Origin of the sequence: Acidovorax sp. DW039, assembly GCF_037101375.1 — a bacterium.
Classification (GTDB): Bacteria; Pseudomonadota; Gammaproteobacteria; order Burkholderiales; family Burkholderiaceae_C; genus Acidovorax.
In genome coordinates this window covers 1,427,101-1,444,839 of record NZ_AP029019.1, presented here as the reverse complement: position 1 = coordinate 1,444,839, position 17,739 = coordinate 1,427,101, and the positions used below count along the sequence as shown (strand labels likewise).

Sequence of the window (17,739 nt, the reverse complement as noted above, 5' to 3'; positions counted from 1 at the left end):
CGTCTCATGGACCTTTTCCTCATGGCGATCCTGATCGCCTCCGGCACCTACATGCTCAACGCCAAGGAGCAGCGCAGGCGCATTGCCATTTTGGGCATGCACCTGAGCCACTACCAGATTGAAAGACTCATGGAGGCGCTCACCGATGGCTACCTGCGCGCTTTGGGCGAAAGCACACGCGAGCGGCAGGACCAGGTCTGGTCACTGCTGAGCACCACCGAGCACCAGCTCAGCGAGCAATTCACCCAGTTCGCTGCCGACTTTGCCAAGGTGAGCGACGAAGACGCCCGCGTCAGCCGCCTGCCCATCGCCCTGCCGTTTGCCGACAAGCTGTTTCCGGCAGCCACTTTCGACATGCGCCGGGCCCTGGCCATCCATGCCAAGGGCATTGCCCACGTGCTGCAGAACACAGGGCATCTGAGCGCCAAAGACCGGGCCTACATGATGACGGCCGAGCTGTTCCTGATGCAGCACACCTGCCACTGGTACTGCAAGTCCAAGACCATTGCATCGGCCCGCATGATGGCCCGGCACCAGACACCGCACGAGCAGCTGGTCAACTCCGTATCCGAGCCCACCCGCAGGGCTTACCTGGCGCTGATCCAGGGGCAGTAGGGCCCGCTTTCGTCATACGCACAGGTCGGCATGGAAGGCACGCCCGCAACCACCACAGACAGCCTGGGCAACCCCCTCACGCTGCAGGACGCCAGCAGCCGCCAGGCCGTCAATGACTTTGTAGAAGGCTTCATCGCCTGCGAAGCCCGCGCCGTGAACGTGCTGCAGGCGCAGGGCGACACCAGCCCCATCGTGCAGGCCTGCTGCGCCGCACTGCACATGTTTGCCGAATCGGCCGAGGCACCGCGCAACGCCCGCCCCTTCATCGATCAGGCCCAGGCCCATGCAGCAAAGGCCAGCGAACGCGAGCAACGCTTTGTGGCCGCCATTGCAGCCTGGGTGGACGGCGACCTGCCCCGCGCCATCGCACTGCACCAGGAACAAGCCCGCCTGCACCCGCGCGACCTGGCTTCCATCAAACTGGGGCAATACCACCTGTTCAACCGCGGCGACTCGCCCGGCATGCTGCGCCTGGCCCTGCAGGCCCTGCCCGCTGCGGCGGAAGTGCCTTACCTGCACGGCATGCTCGCCTTTGGCTGGGAGCAATGCCACCGCCTGCCCGAGGCCGAAGCCGCCGCCCGCCACGCCATCGCCCTGTGCCGCAAAGAGCCCTGGGCCCACCACGCGCTGGCCCACGTCATGCTGACCCGGGGCCGCATCCGCGAAGGCATCGACTTCATGGCCAGCGTGAGCGACACCTGGACGGGGCTGAACTCCTTCATGGTCACCCACAACTGGTGGCACCAGGCGCTCTTTCTGCTGGAACAAGACCGCCACGCCGAGGTGCTGGCGCTATACGACCAGCAGGTGTGGGGCGTGGTCAAGGAATACACGCAAGACCAGATCAACGCCATCTCGCTCCTGGCCCGGCTGGAGCTGGCAGGCGTGGATGTAGGCCCACGCTGGGCCGACGTGGCCGACCACCTGGCTCTGCGCCTGGCCGACCATGTGCTGCCCTTTTTAGACCTGCAATACCTCTACGGCCTGGCCCGCGCAGGCCGCATGGACGCCGCACGCACGCTGCACCACCACATCACCGCCCACGCCGCCACCCGCACCGAGGCGCACGAACGCACCGTGTGGCAACAGGTGTGTGTGCCTGCTGCCCACGGCCTGCTGGCCCATGCGCAGGGCGACTGGGCTACGGCGGTGGAGCAGCTGGGCGTAGCATTGCCCCGGCTGGTGGAGATTGGCGGCAGCCATGCGCAGCGGGACTTGTTTCACCAGATCTGGCTGGATGCGCTGCAGCGCAATGGGCAGTGGGCGGCGGTGCAGAATGTGCTGCAGCCGATGGTGAATGGGCAACCGGAGTCTGTGCGGCTGGCGCGGCAGGTGGGAGTGGTGAATGGGGTGTTGAGGTTGCCCGAATGCACTCATTTCCAGAGTAAGAACAAATATGCTGTTAGAAGCATGTTTTAGCGATGCACGTGTCTACTACCTACCATCCGGACTTCCACCCAGATCCCAGTATATGGAGATCTCTCGATGCCCAAGACCGGGTTCGGATGGTCATCAGTTACCACGCACAAAACAGAATCAGTGTTTCCGACACACGCATGCATGCACTTCTGCATGTGAATATCGAAAACATGCTGCTAACGGGAAAAGGCCCCGTAACAAGGGCACTTGAAAAGCTTCGGGCAGAAGGCCATCCGAGACACAAAGCAATCCATATCCTTGCAACCATCTGGCTCGCGTATCCAGTGGGATCAATTGGCGGATCTGCAAACTTGACTCATCAAGAGCAGCAATTGGCATTCAACGCAGCCATGGAAACCATCACTGGAGAAAGATGGCTACAACTGCACAAGCTGCTACGAAACAAGCTTAAAAAGGACCTTCAATGAGCGGTGCAGGCTCAGAAGTCCAATTCCCCCAGCCTCACTGAACCACTCACCTCACCACCAGCTTCCTCTGGTCATACACTGGCTGCTCCGGCAAATCCGCCAAGTGCCGCACATCGGCCCAGTCCAGCACCTCCACCGCCTCACCCTGCACCCGCACGCGGTTGAGCCCTGCGTTGGGAATATCGCTCTGGCGGGGCCCGTCCAGACCCGTGCCGCGTGCGGTGCGCCAGATCATGTCCAGCACACCGCCGTGGGTCACCACCATGACCTTCTGGCCCTGGTACTGCTGGGCAATGCGGTACACCGCATCCATCACGCGGGTGTGGAACTGGCGGGTGGTTTCGCCGCCGGGCATGCCGTAGTCGGCTTCAAAGCGCAGCCACTGGGCCCAGGCGTCGGCGTGTTCGCGCTTCACGTCCTCTACGCGCTTACCGTCTACCACGCCAAAGTTTTGCTCGCGCAGGGCGCTGTCGGTCAGGGTGTCGATGCGTGCATGGGGCAGCAACACCTTCAGGCTGGGCGCGGCAGTTTGCTGGGTGCGGATGAGGTCGCTGCAGACCAGGTGGTCCACCACCCATTGCTCTGCCGCCAGACGTTCGGCCACCCGGCGCGCTTGCTCCAGGCCCGTGGCGTTCAGGGGCACATCCACCTGTCCCTGAAAGCGCAGCTCGCGGTTCCAGTCGGTTTCTCCGTGGCGGATGAGGATGAGTTCAGTCATGGGTGCAACGATTCTGTATGCCGGTTCTGTGTGCCATTTATTAGCAAAAATGGGGCCTAGGGCAATCACAGCAAGCGCAGGCAGCTATGTTATTCATAGCACCTGCGGCAACTCAGCGCTGCGATGTGGCCAGCCGCACGGCCAGGCCCAAAAAGACCACGCCCGCAATGCGATTGAGCCATTGCTGTGCGCGGGGCGAGCGCAGCAGCAGCGCGCCAAACACGCCCGAGAAGCAGGCAATGGCCCCGAACACCAGCAGCGCCGCTGCAATGAACACCAGCCCCAGCACCATGAGCTGCCCGCCCATGGCTCCGCGCGCCGGGTCGGCAAACTGCGGCAAAAAGGCCAGGAAAAACACCAGCACCTTGGGGTTGGTCAGGTTCATCACCACGCCACGGCCCACCATGCGCCACAGGTTGGGGGGTGCGGCTTCGGCCGGGGCCCCTGCACTATCCACGCCACCTGCAGAGGCCGGGGCCCGCAACGCTTGCCATGCCAGCCACGCCAGATAGGCCGCGCCCAGCAGCTTGAGCACGGTGAAGGCCATGGCAGACGCCGCAAACACCGCCGCCAGCCCCAATGCCACTGCCGCCGTGTGCACCACCAGCCCGCAGCACAGGCCTACCACCACGGCCATGCCCGCCCGCCACCCACGCTGGGCCGACTGCAGAAGCACAAAAATGTTGTCAGGCCCGGGGGTGAGCCCCAGCAGAACGGAGACGCCGAAAAAGGCCAGCAGGGTGTCGGTAGAAGGCATGGGCAACCAGCAAAAACAATTCACACAAAGGGATGCACATTGTGACGTGAGAGCCCTCCGTGGCGGCCCCGGGCAAACGCTGGGCGCTTGGAACCTGTGTCGATATCTTCAGCGCATCGGCACCACAATGACCTTGGGGCGTGGCTGGCAGCCGGGGCCTTCGTAGGCAGGGCTGTCGCGCTCCCAACCGGGGCCGGGGGAGGTTTGTGCGCACACGCGCGCACCATCGACCTTGCTGCGCCAGTAGTACCACGGTGCAGGGGCGGCGCTGGCGGGTATGGCCTGCAGCAGGCACAAGGCGGCCACAGCCACGAGCCCCCAGCCAATCACCCAGGCCCGCGTTGCCGACCCCCACCAACCAGCACGGCAACGGCTGGGGCGGTGGCTGGAGGGGCAGCAGGGGCGCACGGTGTGATTCATTGCGGAGATTCTGCGCCTGAGGGCAATGCCCAAGGTGCCGTCACGATCCACCCCTCCAGCGGGTCCAGCCCGTGCGGCAGACCATACAGGGCATCGCCCTGCGCGTGCTGGCGCTGGGCCCAGGCGGCCTGCAGCAGGCACAGCGTGGCGTCCAGACTGTCGCCGCTGGCATCCTGAACCAGTGCATCGCGCTGGGCGTTGCTGAGCTTGAGGCGCAGGTCCAAGCGGGTCTGCCCCATCTCCAGCGCGTGGATCAGGTCTTTGCGGGCGATGAGCCGGTCGGGCGTCTGCTTGGCGCGGTCGTCGCTTTTGTAGCTGCGCCGCTGCAGTACCTCGCGCGCCAGCAGGCCGGGGTAGGCCTCCAGCGCCACGCGCCGGGCGTCGCCGGTGCTCTCAGCGCCGGGCGGCATCAGGCCGGGCACCCACACCCCTGCATCCAGCAGCAGGGGCAAGCCTGCGTGCAGCATGTAGGCCACGGGCGGGTTCACCCATTTCATGGAGGGGCTGGAGCCTGCGGGGCCATCGGTGGCGCGGTGGGCAAACTTGCCGCCCACGGGGCGTGCATCGCAAAAGCCCGCAAACGCCTCGCGGATCTGCTCGCGCGGCAGGCTGCGGTAGTGCTGCATGCAGGCACGCCAGTCGGTCGGCCAGCCCAGCGTGGTGACCAGCTCGCGCGGCAGGCCGAAGGGCAGATCAAAGCCGCCCACCCACGACCTGGGCTGACCCAGCCACTGGGCAAAAGCGGGCAAGGTCTCCATGCGCTCCAGCGCCAGCAATTGCACACGCACACCATCGCTGCGGCCCAGCGCCAGCACGATGGGTTTGCGGCGGCTGGGGCTGCTGGAGAAATCGCAGCCAACTAACATGCCTATTCCTTTCAAACTCTGCACTACCCACGGGACGCAACCTACGCTAATGGCACGACCGACGCCAGCGCCCCCGCGGAAGGGCCGCCCCGCCCCGCTGGGGGCGTCCCCCTCCCAACTCGCGCAGCGAGATGAGAGAGGGGGAAGGCGCGAAGCGACTCAGGGGGTGCATCTTGTCATCCTAAAGCCAGCGCTGTCACACCTGCCGCAATGCACACGGCCCCGCACACCCGCGCCAGCCGGTCGCCCTCGCCCAACAAGTGCCCGCCAATCAGCGCAGCAAACAGCATGGAGACCTCACGTGCCGGGGCCACGTGCGACATGGGGGCCTGCTGCATGGCGTAAAGCACCAGCACATAGGCCACCGGGCTGACCACGGCCACCAGCAGCGCAAAGCGCCACTGCGCCAGCCACAAACTGCGGGCGGTGGGCAGGTCGCGCAGCACCACGGGGGCCAGCAGGCCCACGCGCACAAAGTTGCCCATGTAGTCGATCAGGATGGGCGACATCAGCAGCACCTTGACGGCGTACCCATCCACCACGGTGTAGCTGGCGATGAAGGCCCCGGTGAGCAGCCCGTAGGCCATGCCTTTATGCACGCGCTGACGGGCTGCAGGGTCGTGCGCAGCGCGCAGCAACCCCGGCCCGCCCGCAATCAGAAACACGCCCCCCACCACCCCGGCAATGCCCAGCGCCCCCAGGGCGGAAATCTGCTCGCCCAGGAGCGTGATGGCGACCAGAGACGACAGAAGCGGCCCCGAGCCACGCGCCAGCGGGTACACCACCGTGAGATCGGCAACGCGGTAGCCGCGCAGCAAGATCACGTAATACAGCACATGCAGCACGCCGCTGGCCACCACAAAGCCCCACTCCACCGCGCCCCACAACGGCACCACGTCCCGCCCCAGCCACCAGCCCAGCGGTGCCCAGAAGAGCATCATGAGAACGGAGGTGAAGAATGCGAACCGCGCATCACCACCCGCCTTCTTGGCAGCAATGTTCCAACAGGCATGGATCAGCCCGGCGAGGATGATGAGGGCGAAGGCGTTGAGGGTCACGGGTGAGAAACTGAGTGCACTATGGAATGAGCATGAACGAACTGGAAGCCCTGTACGCGGAGCTTATGGAAGCGTTGCGCGAGGCTTCGACAAGCTCAGCCCGAACGGTTTTCAAAGCCAGAAGGCCAACTCCATCAAGCAAAAAGCCGCAGCGCCATGGGGGCTGCGGCTGAAGCTATGTCGGTGAAGCAGAGACGAAAAGTGGGGCGATTTGCGTAGCGAGCCAGCCTAGTCTGGGTCGATGCGCACAGCCGTACTCTCGTACGGCGAGCACAGCAGGCCCGGAATCGGCTGGCGCAGTAGCAAAGCGCCCCGCTTTTCAAGCCCGGCCGATGATGGAGGCCGTGGCCATCAGCTCTTCGAGCAGCGCAAACGACACCTTGCCCGACACGGAGTACGGGTCCAGCTCGGGCTTTTCAGAATATTTGAGCAGGATGGAATGGTTGATCTTGGAGAGGTTGACCTGCCCCATGGTCCAGCCGCCAAAGCGGCGCTCGGCAATTTCCTCGTAGTGCAGCAGTTCCACATCCTTGTGGCGCGGGTCGCGCTGGATGTGGCCGTAGAGCTGGCTGACGGCAGAACGGCCACCTTCGATGGCTTGCAGGAACACCCCGCCGCCGTAACACAGCACCCCGGTGATGCCGCAGCCGGGGTTGTGCTGGCGGGACTGGCTGAGGATGGCTTCAATCGCTTCGGCCGACGTATCGACCGCGCGGCTGGCGTAGAGCAGGCGTACCAACATGTTCAGTTCTTTCCGGGGATGAGGGAGAGGAATTCACGGCGCAGGGCGCTGTCCTTGAGGAACACGCCCCGCATCACGGAGTTGATCATGCGGCTGTCATTGTCACGCACACCGCGCCAGGACATGCAGAAGTGGCTGGCTTCCATGACGATGGCAAGGCCATCGGGCTGGGTCTTTTCCATGATGAGGTCGGCCAGTTGCACCACGGCCTCTTCCTGAATTTGCGGACGACCCATGATCCAGTCCACCAGGCGGGCGTACTTGGACAGGCCGATCACGTTGGTGTGCTCGTTGGGCATCACGCCAATCCAGATCTTGCCGATCACGGGGCAGAAGTGGTGGCTGCAGGCGCTGCGCACGGTGAGCGGGCCCACGATCATCAGCTCGTTGAGGTGCTCGGCGTTCGGGAACTCGGTGATGGGGGGCTGCTGCACATAGCGGCCCCTGAACACCTCGTTCACATACATCTTGGCCACGCGGCGCGCCGTGTTGTTGGTGTTGTGGTCACCCTCGGTGTCAATCACCAGGCTGTCGAGCACGCCCTGCATCTTGGCCTCGACCTCGTCCAGCAGCTTTTCCAGCTCACCGGGCTGGATGAACTCAGCGATGTTGTCGTTGGCGTTGAAGCGCTTGCGGGCTGCATGGATCCGCTCGCGGATCTTCACAGAGACGGGCGTACCTTCGTCGTCGGGCAATTGGGTCGTCATGGCGGCGTCAGGTTGACTGGACAAGGGGCACATCGTAACAGCGAAAGCAGGCCAGCGCATGGCAGGGTTTTAGGGCTCCAGCGCTTGATGAATGAGCGCAAACAGCTATCAAATCAATAGCACCCAACACTGACATATGCAACGTCAGTAACGGTTGCCCGTCACCCACAGCGCCAGCCGCATGAGCCCGAAGGCCACCCGGTCGAGCACCCGCTGGCGCAGCGGTCGGCCTGCGTAGCGGGCGGGGTCCATGCGGCGGCCCGCGTGCTGCATGGCGTGCACCAGGCGCTGGCGCAGGTCGGTGGCGAAGGCGGCATCCTGCACCACCACATTGGCCTCGCGAGCCAGCAGCAGGCTCAAGGGGTCCAGATTGGACGAACCCACGGTGGCCCAAGGCCGGTCCCCCTGCGCATCCACCACCGCCACCTTGGCGTGCAGGAAGCTGGGCTCGTATTCGTGGATTTCCACCCCGGCGTCCAGCAGCAGGCCATACACCGGACGCGCTGCGTGGTACTGCATGAAGTACTCGTAACGCCCCTGCAGCAGCAGCCGCACGCGCACGCCGCGCCGCGCTGCCATCACCAGCGCGCGGCGCAGCTTGCGCCCGGGCATGAAGTAGGCGTTGGCGATGATGACTTCGTGCCGCGCTGAGCCAATGGCGCGCAGGTAGGCTTTCTCGATGCGGCTGCGGTTGCGCACGTTGTCGCGCAGCACCAGGGCCGCCCGCACGGGCATGGTGGAGCCCTCTTCTTCCTCCAACTGCGCCTGCTGCAGCGCGTGGCGCTGGGCGCTGGCCGCACGCAACGCCTGCACAGCCTCGGGCAGGCGGCGCTTGCGCACATCCCGCACCGCCTGCATGCGCCACCACAGCTGCTCCATGGTGTCGCTGGCCTGGGCCACCAGGCTGCCCGTGGTGCGCACCGCAAAGTCAAACCGGGGGGCCGTCAACGCGCCGTGGTTGGGGTCATGAAAATCGTCCAGCACATTGATGCCACCGCAGAACAGGATGCGCCCGTCCACCACACACAGCTTGCGGTGCAGCCGCCGCCAGCGGTGGGGCAGCAGCAGGCCCAGGGTGCCCAGCGGCGAATACACCCGCCATTGCACCCCGGCTTCGGTCAGGCGCTCAGCCCAGTTGGCGGGCAGGTGGCCTGTGCCCACGCCATCCACCACCAGATGGGTGCGCACGCCGCGCTGGGCGGCGCGGGCCAGCGCCTCGGCCACCGCAGCACCTGCACCGGTGAAGTCAAAAATATAGGTTTCAAACTGGATGTCGCTGAAGGCAGCATCCATGGCGGCGATCAGCGCCGGAAACAGCTCCTGCGCCCCCTGGTACAGGCGCACCTCGTGGTCGCTGGCAAACTCGGACGAGCGTGGCATGGTCCGGCGGGTCGCTACAGGCGGAACTCTGCAATCAGCGGCAGGTGATCGGACATGCGCCACCAGATGCGTCCGCGCGGCACATGCAGCCCGGTGGGGGTCAGGCCGCGCACATATACATGGTCAAGTTGCGCCAGCGGCAGACGGGCGGGATAGGTGTAGGCGCGAGGGGCGTCAAACTCCAGAAGGCCGTATCCCGCCAGAATGCGCTTGAGCTGCGGCCCCCAGTCATTGAAATCGCCTGCCACCACGAGGGGCTCGCCTGAGGGGACTTCGCGCTCGATGAACTGCTGCAGCCGCTGCACCTGCCGCACGCGGCTGCCAGGAATCAGCCCCAGATGCACCACGATGGCATGCAGGGGGCGCTCATGCACGCGCACCTCCACATGCAGCAGCCCCCGCTGCTCAAAACGGTGGTCGGAGATGTCCTCATGCTGGTGCCCCACCACCGGCCAGCGCGACAGCAGCGCATTGCCGTGCTCGCCATGCTTGGTGATGGCGTTGGTGCGGTACACCGCCTCATAACCTTCTGGCGCCAGAAAATCGGCCTGCGGCAGCTCCGGCCAGTGGTGAAAGTAAGCCTGTTCGCGGCGGTGCAGCTTGCGCACTTCCTGCAGGCAGACCAAGTCTGCATCGAGCTGCTCCACCGCCAGGCCCAGGTTGTGGATTTCCAGCCTGCGCGCGGGGCCCAGGCCTTGCACGCCCTTGTGGATGTTGTAGGTGGCTACGCGGAAGGTGTCAGGATGCTCCATGGCGCTGATTGTGTCGTAACGGCGCAGCGTTCAACGCACTGGCGGGCTTTCCCGCATCTTCAAAAGCCGTCCAGTGGGCATACACTAGGCTGCATACACCCATGATTCATGTGCCCATGCCGGGCACCGCCGCCCCAGATGGCCACAGCCAAAGAACCAGATCAGCAAGACAGCCAGGCGCTGGTGGTTGACAGCAATGCCACGTCGCGCAGCATTCTGGTGGCACAGCTGCGCGAGTACGGGGTGACCAAGGTGGTGCAATGCAGCCGGGTGCGCGATGCGCGCAACCGGCTGGAACACACGGTGTTCGACTACGTGCTGTGCGAGCAGTACTTCACAGAGTCCAACCATTCGGGCCAGACGCTGCTGGACGACCTGCGCAGAGCCCAGTTGCTGCCGTTTTCCACCGTGTTCTTCATGGTGACGGCGGAGGCCTCTTATGCCGCCGTGGCCGAAGCAGCCGAATCCGCACTGGATGGCTATCTGCTCAAGCCCTTCACGCCCAGCGCGCTGTTTGAGCGGCTGAGCCTGGCGCGCATGCGCAAAGTGCACCTCAAGCCGATCTTTGACGCCATTGAGCAAAACGATTTTGAAACCGCTGCCAGCCTGTGCGTGGAGCGCTTTGAAACCCGCAAACCCTATTGGCTTTACGCCGCCCGCATAGGAACGGAACTGCTTCTGCGCCTGGGCCGACACGCCGAAGCGCGCACCCTGTTTGAGGCCGTGATTGCAGCCCGCGCTCTGCCCTGGGCCAAGCTGGGTGTTGCACGGGCGCAAATCGAGTCAGGCCAGGCGTCCAAGGCCATTACCACCCTGCAGGGACTGATTGGTGAGGACTCTTCCTTCGCCGATGCCTACGATGTGCTGGGCCGGGCCCAGGTGGAGCTGGGACAATTCACCGAGGCCATCGAAACCTATCGCATTGCGGCCGAACTGACCCCGGACTCCGTGGTGCGCCTGCAGAAGCTGGGAATGATGTCTTACTACATGGGTGAGCGTGCCACCGCCACCCGCGTGCTGGCCCGGGCTGCCGTGCTGGGGCTGGACTCCAAGCTGTTCGACTGCCAGTCCCTGGTGCTGCTGACCTTTGCCTACTTTGCCGACAACGACCGCAAGGGCATTGAGCGCTGCATGGCCGACTTTGCCCGCTTGCTGGAACGGCACGAAAACACCAACAGCCCACGCATCCTGCGCTTTGTGGAAGTGTCACGCACGCTGCAGCTCATTCAGCAGCGCCAGTTCTCGCAAGCCGTTGCAGCCGTCAAGCTGATGGCCCAGGAAATCAACGAGAGTACCTTTGATTTTGAAGCTGCCTGCAACCTGGGCAGCCTGCTGGCCGTGCTGGCCACCACGTCCATCGACATGGATGAAGGCATGGTGTGGATACGTGCGCTGGGCATGCGTTACGCCAACACCCGGGGTCTGAGCGAACTGATGGCCAATGCCTGCAATGTGTACCCGCCCTACGCCGAGAGCGTGCGTGAGTGCCTGCAGCACATCAACAAGACTGCAGAGATGGCCATGGCGCGCAGCCTCTCTGGCGACCCTGCAGGCGCAGTGCGCAGCCTCATTCGCCACGGCCGCGAAAGCCTCAACTCCAAGCTGGTAGACCTTTCGCAACAGGTGCTGCTGCGCCACCGGGACCGCATCGAAGAAGCGGATTCCCTGCAAAAAGACATTGATGCGCTGCGTGCGTGCTGCGGCACGGCGCCCACCCGTGCAATCCTGGGTCAGGACAGCGAACGGCATCCGGGCGGTGTCGTCATCCGCACACGATCTGCGCCGACCGAAGGTGATTCGGCCCGCGCCCGCGCCGATATGGCTACAGCACCTGCGCCCGAAGCGTTGGAGGACGATGCGGGCTCTGACCCCCTGGACGCGTTCAGATTGAGACCCAACTGATCGGCCTGGGGCCAGTGCCGCTGGGAAGGTAACGGCGTTGAGCTTGCAAAATCAGGTTGGTCCCTTGTCCGCCAGGCGAGGCAGCAAAAGACAAGCCTCAGCGTTCGATGCGGAAAAACACAGGTCTGCCGCCGCCAGCCAGGGAAGCCACTGCCACCGCACATGCTCCCGGGGGTTGAGCACGACAGGCTGGACGTTGGGTACGCAGAGGCCGAAAACCCGCTCGCGGTTGCGGGTGACCTCTGGCGCATAGCGGTGCCGCCACTGCAGCCAGATGTCATAGACATTCTCCAGCTGCCAGTCCATCAGCTGGACTCCGGGGTCTCCCACATCGATACCGGTTTCTTCACGCACCTCCCGCGCGGCGGTTTCATGCCAGGGTTCGTCCCACCGGTCTTTGCTGCCGGTGACAGACTGCCAATGCTCCACTCCGACGTCCGTACCCGCCCGCTGGATGAGCAGCACCTCCAGCGCTGGGGTGTAGATCACCACCAAGACGGACTCTGGGATCTTGTAGGGTTTCACGACAGGTGCTGCGCGAAGGACACAAGAACCTGTTCAAAGGGGCACATCAGCGCTGGCTTTTGACAGCGACCGGGGGAGGCAACTCCTTGGCCTGCAGCATGCGCACCTGGGCCACCAGCTTGTTGTGCGAATCCAGGAAGGCTGCAGCAATCACCTTGCCTTCGTTGGTATTGCTCCAGCCCGCGCCAGCCCCACCACCCATGCGGCCAAAAAGCATGCCTGCCGCCCCCAGATCTGTGGTGCGGGCGGAACCCGTTGCCGCAGCGATCTGCTCGGTCGTTTCGTTGTCGGTCAACAGCAAAGCGGTTTGTGCCTCCTTGAGTTTGACCTGCTCTGCCAGGCCGATCAGCCCCGCAATATCACGCAGAACCGGAATCATGGCGATCACCCCGGCAATCCCCCGGCCGGCGTCCTGCTCGCTGAAAGTCAGGCTGGGCACCAGCGTGTACTGCGCCTCATAGCCACGGCCCTTGGCCACAGTGGACTTCTGGCGAAGCACTCCAGCCTCTTTGAGTTCCTGCTCCTGGATGGTGGAACGCAGGCCTGCCGAACGGTCCACCACGCGGAAACAGCCACTTTGCTGCGCGATCAGCCGAATCAACGGCACCGGCGATGCGGGCAAGTGGTAGCTGCTGGAGACGGTATAGCCGTTCGGATTCTCAGCCAAAGCCAGCGTGGCGACCGGAGCGTCACACTGGGTGAGTGACTTGTCGGCCCCCTTGGCACCCGCCGGGCCCGCAGACCCTGAAACGACCGAGCCTCCTTCGCCCAACTCGGTCTTTTTTTCACCGCAACCCGCCAGAGCCAGCACAGCCACCAGTGCGCCGATCAACGACCTGGCAGCGAAGCCATAAATCACGGATGTTTTCATTTTTTACCTCTTGAATCGAACCACCCAACGAAAAAGCGGCCCAGACACGAATGTCTGAGCCGCTTGGTCTTCTGCCACCTCACGTTGTCAGAGGGTGGGTGGCAAGAATCCTGAAACCCTTATCAGCTGGCCTTGGCAGCGTCGGGGTTGCGCAGGCGGATGTGCAATTCGCGCAGCTGCTTTTCATCCACTGGCGAAGGCGCTTGCGTGAGCAAATCCTGAGCACGCTGTGTCTTGGGGAAGGCGATCACATCGCGGATGGACTCTGCGCCAGTCATCAGAGTGATCAGACGGTCCAGACCAAATGCCAAGCCACCGTGCGGAGGCGCGCCGTACTGCAGCGCGTCCAGCAGGTAGCCAAACTTTGCGCGTGCATCTTCCGGATTGATCTTGAGCGCGGAGAACACCTTGCTCTGCACGTCGGCACGGTGAATACGGACCGAGCCGCCGCCCAGTTCCCAGCCGTTCAGCACCATGTCATAGGCCTTGGCCAGGCACTTGCCCGGATCGGTGTCCATGAGGTCTTCGTGACCATCCTTGGGGCTGGTGAAGGGATGGTGCACGGCCACCCAACGGTCTTCTTCCTCGTCGTGCTCGAACATGGGGAAGTCCACCACCCACAGAGGGGCCCAACGGTTTTCGAACAGGCCATTCTTCTTGCCAAATTCGCTGTGCCCGATCTTGATGCGCAATGCGCCGATGGCGTCGTTCACCACCTTTTCCTTGTCTGCACCAAAGAACAGCAAATCGCCGTCCTGTGCACCCGTACGCTTGAGCACTTCTGCCAGCGCAGCGTCGTGGATGTTCTTGACGATAGGCGACTGCAGGCCATCGCGCCCCTTGGCCTGCTCGTTGACCTTGATGTAGGCCAGGCCCTTGGCACCGTAGATCTTGACGAACTCGGTGTAGCCGTCGATTTCGCCACGCGACAGGCCACCGTCTTCACGGGCGCCACCGGGCACACGCAAGGCCACCACGCGGCCGCCCTTCATGTTGGCCGCGCCAGAGAACACCTTGAAGTCCACGTCCTTCATCACGTCGGTCAGCTCGGTGAATTCGAGCTTCACACGCAGGTCGGGCTTGTCGGAGCCGAAGCGGTGCGCGGCTTCCTGGTAGGTCATGATCGGGAATTCGCCCAGATCCACACCCAGTTGCTGCTGGAACACTTCAGTGATCATGCGCTGGAATATGGCGCGGATTTCTTCTTCGTTCAGGAACGAGGTTTCGCAGTCGATCTGCGTGAACTCAGGCTGGCGGTCCGCACGCAAGTCTTCGTCACGGAAGCATTTGGTGATCTGGTAGTAGCGGTCATAACCCGCCACCATCAGCATCTGCTTGTAGAGCTGGGGGGACTGTGGCAGCGCAAAAAACTGGCCGTCGTGCACACGGCTGGGCACCAGATAGTCGCGCGCACCTTCGGGCGTGCTCTTGCCCAGCATGGGGGTTTCGATGTCGATGAAACCTTCCTTGTCCAGGAAGTTGCGCACCTGAATGGCTGTCTTGTAGCGCAGCATCATGTTGCGCTGCATGTAAGGACGACGCAGATCCATCACACGGTGGGTCAGGCGCGTGGTTTCCGAAAGGTTCTCGTCGTCCATCTGGAACGGAGGCGTCACGGAGGCGTTGAGCACCGTCAGCTCATGGCACAGCACCTCAATCTTGCCGCTCTTGAGGTTGTCGTTGGTAGTGCCTTCGGGGCGCGCACGCACCAAGCCCTTGACCTGCACGCAGAACTCGTTGCGCACGTCCTCAGCGGTCTTGAACATGTCTGCACGGTCGGGATCACACACCACCTGCACAGAGCCTTCACGGTCACGCAGATCGATGAAGATCACGCCCCCGTGATCGCGGCGGCGGTTGACCCAGCCCGCCAGGGTTACGGTTTCGCCCATCAGGGCTTCAGTCACAAGACCGCAATAGTGAGAGCGCATGGGCATAGCATTACTTCCGGCGCCGCTGTGGCGCAATGAATGAAAACGAAATTATTTAAGGGGGAGCTGATTGGGGTCCACAGGGGCCACCACGCCCATCGAAACGATGTACTTGAGCGCGGCGTCCACGCTCATATCCAGCTCGACGCAATCGCTCTTGCGCATCAGCACAAAGTAGCCGCCCGTGGGGTTGGGCGTGGTCGGTACATACACGCTGACGAATTCGTCGCGCAGATAAGCGGCAATCTCACCGTTGGGCGCACCCGTGATGAACGCCACCGTCCAGACGCCTTCACGCGGCCATTGCACCAGCACCGCAGTGCGAAAAGCGTTGCCGCTTTCGGAGAAGAGCGTATCGGAAACCTGTTTGACGCTGGAGTAGATGGAGCGGACCACCGGGATGCGGTGCACCACGGCATCGCCCCATTGCACCAGTTTGCGCCCCACGAAGTTGCTGGCCACAGCCCCCACCACCAAAAGGATGAGCAGGGTGAGCAGCACGCCGAATCCGGGAATGTGCATCCCGAGGACGCGGTCGGGCTGCCATGCCGCAGGCAGGATCTGCAGCGTCTGATCCAGCGTGCTGACGATCCAGTTCAGGACCCAGGCCGTGATGACGCCAGGAACGATGACCAGCAGGCCTGTGAAAAGCCACTTGCGCAGGGCGGACATGTTTTCCAATCAGGAGGAAGAGCCTGCCGTGGTGGCCGCGGCAGGCGCCGGGGATGCAGCTGGTGCGCTGGCTGCCGGCGCAGATGTATCGGACTTGGATTCCGTCGCTGGCGCGGAACTTCCGCCACTGCCGCCACGGAAGTCCGTCACGTACCAGCCGGAGCCTTTGAGCTGAAAACCCGCCGCAGTGACCTGCTTGGAAAAGGCTTCTGCACCACAGGCAGGGCAAGTGGTCAGAGGTGCATCCGAGATTTTTTGCAGCACATCCTTGGCATGGCCGCAGGAGCCGCATTTGTAGGCGTAGATAGGCATGTCAGTATGAAGGGAAAGTGCAAAACCTTCAATTATAGGCGGGCGCTGTATGTACAACCCCGCCCTTGAGGCGACCGCCTCTGTTCTTTGAGCGGCCGACAGCAGCTTGCACCGGCCTTCTTACTCCACGCCCACCATCTTGTGATGGCCCGCGTGGCTATTGCGGATGGCCTGGGGGCCCAGCGATCCCGCAAGCATGCCCAACAGCGCAGCCAGCAAGCCTGCCAGCTGGGCAGGGAAGACTTTGCCCGCAGGGGTGGCGAGGAACAAAATCCACGTCAGCAACCCGAGGACGATGGCAAAAATGGCCCCCTGAGTGGTGGCACGCTTCCAGTACAGACCAAACACCAGGGGAACAAAGGCCCCCACCAGTGGCACCTGGTACGCACCAGACACCAGTTCATAGATCGGTGTGCCCTGCATGTAGATGGCATAGCCCAGCACAAACAGGCTGAACACCAGGGTAGTCACGCGCATGGTCAGCAGATGCTGCCGATCTGAAGCGTGGGGACGGAACTGGCGCCAGATGTTTTCCGTGAAAGTCACGCTGGGTGCCAGCAAAGTGGCCGATGCTGTGGATTTCAGCGCGGACAGGAGCGCCCCAAAGAACAGCACTTGCATCACGAAGGGCATCTTGGCAAGCACCAGGGTGGGCAGCACTTTTTGGGGATCGTCCTTGAGGAGGTCCGCGGTTTCGCCAGGCATGATGATCAGGGCGCTGGCAACCAGAAACATGGGCACAAAGGCAAACAGGATGTAGCAGATGCCCCCGATGACAGGACCACGGGTGGCCGCCTGGATGTTGTTGGCCGACATCACGCGCTGGAAAACGTCCTGCTGTGGAATCGAGCCGAACATCATGGTGATGGCCGCTGCAACAAAGAAGACGATGTCGTGAAACTGCGGCTCAGGCCAGAAGCGGAACAGCTCGCGGCTGGAGGCCAGTTCCAGCACCTTGTCTGCCCCGCCAGCCATGTTTCCGGCGAACACGGCGATGATGGCCAGCCCCACGACCAGAATGATCATCTGGATGAAGTCCGTCACGGCCACAGACCACATTCCGCCAAAGAGGGTGTAAGCGAGGATGGAAAACACGCCAATCACCATGCCCATGGTGATACTGACAGCCCCGCCAGACAGCAGGTTGAACACCAGGCCCAGCGCAGTCACCTGCGCAGACACCCAGCCGAGGTAGCTGAGCATGATGATCAATGAGCACACCACCTCTACCGTGCGCCCGAAACGCTCACGGTAGTAATCGCTGATGGTGAGCAGTGTCATCCGGTAAAGGCGCCCGGCAAAGAACAGCCCCACGAGGATGAGACAGAAGCCCGCGCCGAACGGGTCTTCCACCACATTGCCGAGCCCGCCCTCAATGAACTTGGCGGGAATACCGAGCACCGTCTCGGAGCCGAACCACGTCGCAAACGTGGTGGTGATGATCATGTACATCGGCAGGTGTCTGCCAGCGATGGCGAAGTCCGCCGCATTTTTCACACGCTTGGCAGCCACCAGACCAATGGCGATGGTGACCAGCAGATAAACGATGACCAGTGTCAACAGCACGGCATGCTCCTTGATGTCGCGGACGTTGTAGGAAAAAAGAAAAACCAAGCGAAAACAATGCCCGGGGCCTGATGTGACAGCCCGAAACGGCCCCAGGC

General features: G+C 63.2%; 20 protein-coding genes. 5 read left to right on the top strand and 15 right to left on the bottom strand.

Annotation, left to right across the window (positions count from 1 at the left end; all coding sequences use genetic code 11):
• The first annotated feature begins 6 nt into the window (after window positions 1–6).
• The 3 genes from AACH87_RS06565 to AACH87_RS06555 all read left to right on the top strand — a co-directional run bounded on the left by AACH87_RS06565 (window position 7) and on the right by AACH87_RS06555 (window position 2,462).
• On the top strand, window positions 7–615 hold the full coding sequence (locus tag AACH87_RS06565; RefSeq protein ID WP_338797972.1) for a hypothetical protein: 609 nt from the start codon (window positions 7–9) through the stop codon (window positions 613–615).
• 30 nt (window positions 616–645) lie between these two features.
• Window positions 646–2,034, top strand: coding sequence for a tetratricopeptide repeat protein (locus AACH87_RS06560; protein WP_338797971.1), 1,389 nt, complete (start codon window positions 646–648; stop codon window positions 2,032–2,034).
• 137 nt (window positions 2,035–2,171) lie between these two features.
• The gene (locus AACH87_RS06555) at window positions 2,172–2,462 is read left to right on the top strand and encodes a hypothetical protein (protein WP_338797970.1); all 291 of its coding nucleotides are present in this window, start codon (window positions 2,172–2,174) and stop codon (window positions 2,460–2,462) included.
• Window positions 2,463–2,508: 46 nt separating this feature from the next.
• On the opposite strand, the gene AACH87_RS06550 is transcribed toward AACH87_RS06555, so the two are convergent.
• The 5 genes from AACH87_RS06550 to AACH87_RS06530 form a co-directional block, all read right to left on the bottom strand.
• Window positions 2,509–3,180, bottom strand: a complete 672-nt coding sequence (locus AACH87_RS06550; RefSeq protein WP_338797969.1) for a histidine phosphatase family protein — start codon at window positions 3,178–3,180, stop codon at window positions 2,509–2,511.
• A 112-nt stretch (window positions 3,181–3,292) separates the two neighbouring features.
• On the bottom strand, window positions 3,293–3,937 hold the full coding sequence (locus AACH87_RS06545) for a LysE family translocator (protein WP_338797968.1): 645 nt from the start codon (window positions 3,935–3,937) through the stop codon (window positions 3,293–3,295).
• Window positions 3,938–4,045: 108 nt separating this feature from the next.
• Window positions 4,046–4,264, bottom strand: coding sequence for a hypothetical protein (locus tag AACH87_RS06540; protein ID WP_338798867.1), 219 nt, complete (start codon window positions 4,262–4,264; stop codon window positions 4,046–4,048).
• An 89-nt stretch (window positions 4,265–4,353) separates the two neighbouring features.
• Window positions 4,354–5,223 carry a DUF429 domain-containing protein gene (locus AACH87_RS06535; protein ID WP_338797967.1) on the bottom strand — a complete coding sequence of 290 codons (870 nt, stop codon included), beginning with the start codon at window positions 5,221–5,223 and terminating at the stop codon, window positions 4,354–4,356.
• Between the two features lie 176 nt (window positions 5,224–5,399).
• Window positions 5,400–6,281, bottom strand: a complete 882-nt coding sequence (locus AACH87_RS06530) for a DMT family transporter (RefSeq protein ID WP_338797966.1) — start codon at window positions 6,279–6,281, stop codon at window positions 5,400–5,402.
• A gap of 32 nt (window positions 6,282–6,313) precedes the next feature.
• Here AACH87_RS06530 and AACH87_RS06525 point away from each other — a divergent pair, with 32 nt between their 5' ends.
• On the top strand, window positions 6,314–6,454 hold the full coding sequence (locus AACH87_RS06525; protein ID WP_338797965.1) for a hypothetical protein: 141 nt from the start codon (window positions 6,314–6,316) through the stop codon (window positions 6,452–6,454).
• Between the two features lie 146 nt (window positions 6,455–6,600).
• Here AACH87_RS06525 and AACH87_RS06520 read toward each other — a convergent pair whose 3' ends face one another.
• The 4 genes from AACH87_RS06520 to AACH87_RS06505 all read right to left on the bottom strand — a co-directional run bounded on the left by AACH87_RS06520 (window position 6,601) and on the right by AACH87_RS06505 (window position 9,862).
• Window positions 6,601–7,023, bottom strand: a complete 423-nt coding sequence (locus AACH87_RS06520) for a BLUF domain-containing protein (protein WP_338797964.1) — start codon at window positions 7,021–7,023, stop codon at window positions 6,601–6,603.
• A 2-nt stretch (window positions 7,024–7,025) separates the two neighbouring features.
• Window positions 7,026–7,730 (bottom strand): GTP cyclohydrolase I, encoded by a 705-nt coding sequence (gene folE, locus AACH87_RS06515; protein WP_338797963.1) that lies wholly within the window; start codon window positions 7,728–7,730, stop codon window positions 7,026–7,028.
• Between the two features lie 144 nt (window positions 7,731–7,874).
• Complete coding sequence (gene clsB, locus AACH87_RS06510; protein ID WP_338797962.1) at window positions 7,875–9,110, bottom strand: cardiolipin synthase ClsB; 1,236 nt, start codon at window positions 9,108–9,110, stop codon at window positions 7,875–7,877.
• Between the two features lie 14 nt (window positions 9,111–9,124).
• Window positions 9,125–9,862, bottom strand: coding sequence for an endonuclease/exonuclease/phosphatase family protein (locus AACH87_RS06505; protein WP_338797961.1), 738 nt, complete (start codon window positions 9,860–9,862; stop codon window positions 9,125–9,127).
• A 138-nt stretch (window positions 9,863–10,000) separates the two neighbouring features.
• Between AACH87_RS06505 and AACH87_RS06500 the strand changes: the two genes are divergently transcribed.
• Window positions 10,001–11,764, top strand: a complete 1,764-nt coding sequence (locus AACH87_RS06500; protein ID WP_338797960.1) for a response regulator — start codon at window positions 10,001–10,003, stop codon at window positions 11,762–11,764.
• Window positions 11,765–11,815: 51 nt separating this feature from the next.
• Here AACH87_RS06500 and nudB read toward each other — a convergent pair whose 3' ends face one another.
• The 6 genes from nudB to AACH87_RS06470 form a co-directional block, all read right to left on the bottom strand.
• A complete protein-coding gene (gene nudB, locus AACH87_RS06495) occupies window positions 11,816–12,289 on the bottom strand; it encodes a dihydroneopterin triphosphate diphosphatase (protein WP_338797959.1) in 474 nt (157 codons plus the stop codon).
• A 46-nt stretch (window positions 12,290–12,335) separates the two neighbouring features.
• Complete coding sequence (locus tag AACH87_RS06490) at window positions 12,336–13,160, bottom strand: CsgG/HfaB family protein (RefSeq protein WP_338797958.1); 825 nt, start codon at window positions 13,158–13,160, stop codon at window positions 12,336–12,338.
• A 122-nt stretch (window positions 13,161–13,282) separates the two neighbouring features.
• Entirely contained in the window at window positions 13,283–15,097 is a 1,815-nt protein-coding gene (aspS, locus tag AACH87_RS06485) for an aspartate--tRNA ligase (protein ID WP_338797957.1), read from the bottom strand.
• 45 nt (window positions 15,098–15,142) lie between these two features.
• On the bottom strand, window positions 15,143–15,763 hold the full coding sequence (locus AACH87_RS06480; protein WP_338797956.1) for a DUF502 domain-containing protein: 621 nt from the start codon (window positions 15,761–15,763) through the stop codon (window positions 15,143–15,145).
• Window positions 15,764–15,772: 9 nt separating this feature from the next.
• Window positions 15,773–16,075 carry an FmdB family zinc ribbon protein gene (locus AACH87_RS06475; protein ID WP_338797955.1) on the bottom strand — a complete coding sequence of 101 codons (303 nt, stop codon included), beginning with the start codon at window positions 16,073–16,075 and terminating at the stop codon, window positions 15,773–15,775.
• 120 nt (window positions 16,076–16,195) lie between these two features.
• Window positions 16,196–17,641 (bottom strand): sodium:solute symporter family protein, encoded by a 1,446-nt coding sequence (locus AACH87_RS06470; RefSeq protein WP_338797954.1) that lies wholly within the window; start codon window positions 17,639–17,641, stop codon window positions 16,196–16,198.
• Window positions 17,642–17,739: the final 98 nt, after the last annotated feature.

What these genes read in the sequence shown, in the direction of transcription:
- AACH87_RS06565 (WP_338797972.1), top strand. Translation starts at nt 7, where the DNA reads ATGGACCTTTTCCTCATGGCGATCCTGATCGCCTCCGGCACCTACATG.
- folE (WP_338797963.1), bottom strand. Translation starts at nt 7,730, where the DNA reads ATGACGACCCAATTGCCCGACGACGAAGGTACGCCCGTCTCTGTGAAG.
- AACH87_RS06555 (WP_338797970.1), top strand. Translation starts at nt 2,172, where the DNA reads ATGCATGCACTTCTGCATGTGAATATCGAAAACATGCTGCTAACGGGA.
- AACH87_RS06545 (WP_338797968.1), bottom strand. Translation starts at nt 3,937, where the DNA reads ATGCCTTCTACCGACACCCTGCTGGCCTTTTTCGGCGTCTCCGTTCTG.
- AACH87_RS06500 (WP_338797960.1), top strand. Translation starts at nt 10,001, where the DNA reads ATGGCCACAGCCAAAGAACCAGATCAGCAAGACAGCCAGGCGCTGGTG.
- aspS (WP_338797957.1), bottom strand. Translation starts at nt 15,097, where the DNA reads ATGCCCATGCGCTCTCACTATTGCGGTCTTGTGACTGAAGCCCTGATG.
- AACH87_RS06480 (WP_338797956.1), bottom strand. Translation starts at nt 15,763, where the DNA reads ATGTCCGCCCTGCGCAAGTGGCTTTTCACAGGCCTGCTGGTCATCGTT.
- AACH87_RS06560 (WP_338797971.1), top strand. Translation starts at nt 646, where the DNA reads ATGGAAGGCACGCCCGCAACCACCACAGACAGCCTGGGCAACCCCCTC.
- AACH87_RS06505 (WP_338797961.1), bottom strand. Translation starts at nt 9,862, where the DNA reads ATGGAGCATCCTGACACCTTCCGCGTAGCCACCTACAACATCCACAAG.
- clsB (WP_338797962.1), bottom strand. Translation starts at nt 9,110, where the DNA reads ATGCCACGCTCGTCCGAGTTTGCCAGCGACCACGAGGTGCGCCTGTAC.
- AACH87_RS06525 (WP_338797965.1), top strand. Translation starts at nt 6,314, where the DNA reads ATGAACGAACTGGAAGCCCTGTACGCGGAGCTTATGGAAGCGTTGCGC.
- AACH87_RS06475 (WP_338797955.1), bottom strand. Translation starts at nt 16,075, where the DNA reads ATGCCTATCTACGCCTACAAATGCGGCTCCTGCGGCCATGCCAAGGAT.
- AACH87_RS06550 (WP_338797969.1), bottom strand. Translation starts at nt 3,180, where the DNA reads ATGACTGAACTCATCCTCATCCGCCACGGAGAAACCGACTGGAACCGC.
- AACH87_RS06490 (WP_338797958.1), bottom strand. Translation starts at nt 13,160, where the DNA reads ATGAAAACATCCGTGATTTATGGCTTCGCTGCCAGGTCGTTGATCGGC.
- AACH87_RS06520 (WP_338797964.1), bottom strand. Translation starts at nt 7,023, where the DNA reads ATGTTGGTACGCCTGCTCTACGCCAGCCGCGCGGTCGATACGTCGGCC.
- AACH87_RS06535 (WP_338797967.1), bottom strand. Translation starts at nt 5,223, where the DNA reads ATGTTAGTTGGCTGCGATTTCTCCAGCAGCCCCAGCCGCCGCAAACCC.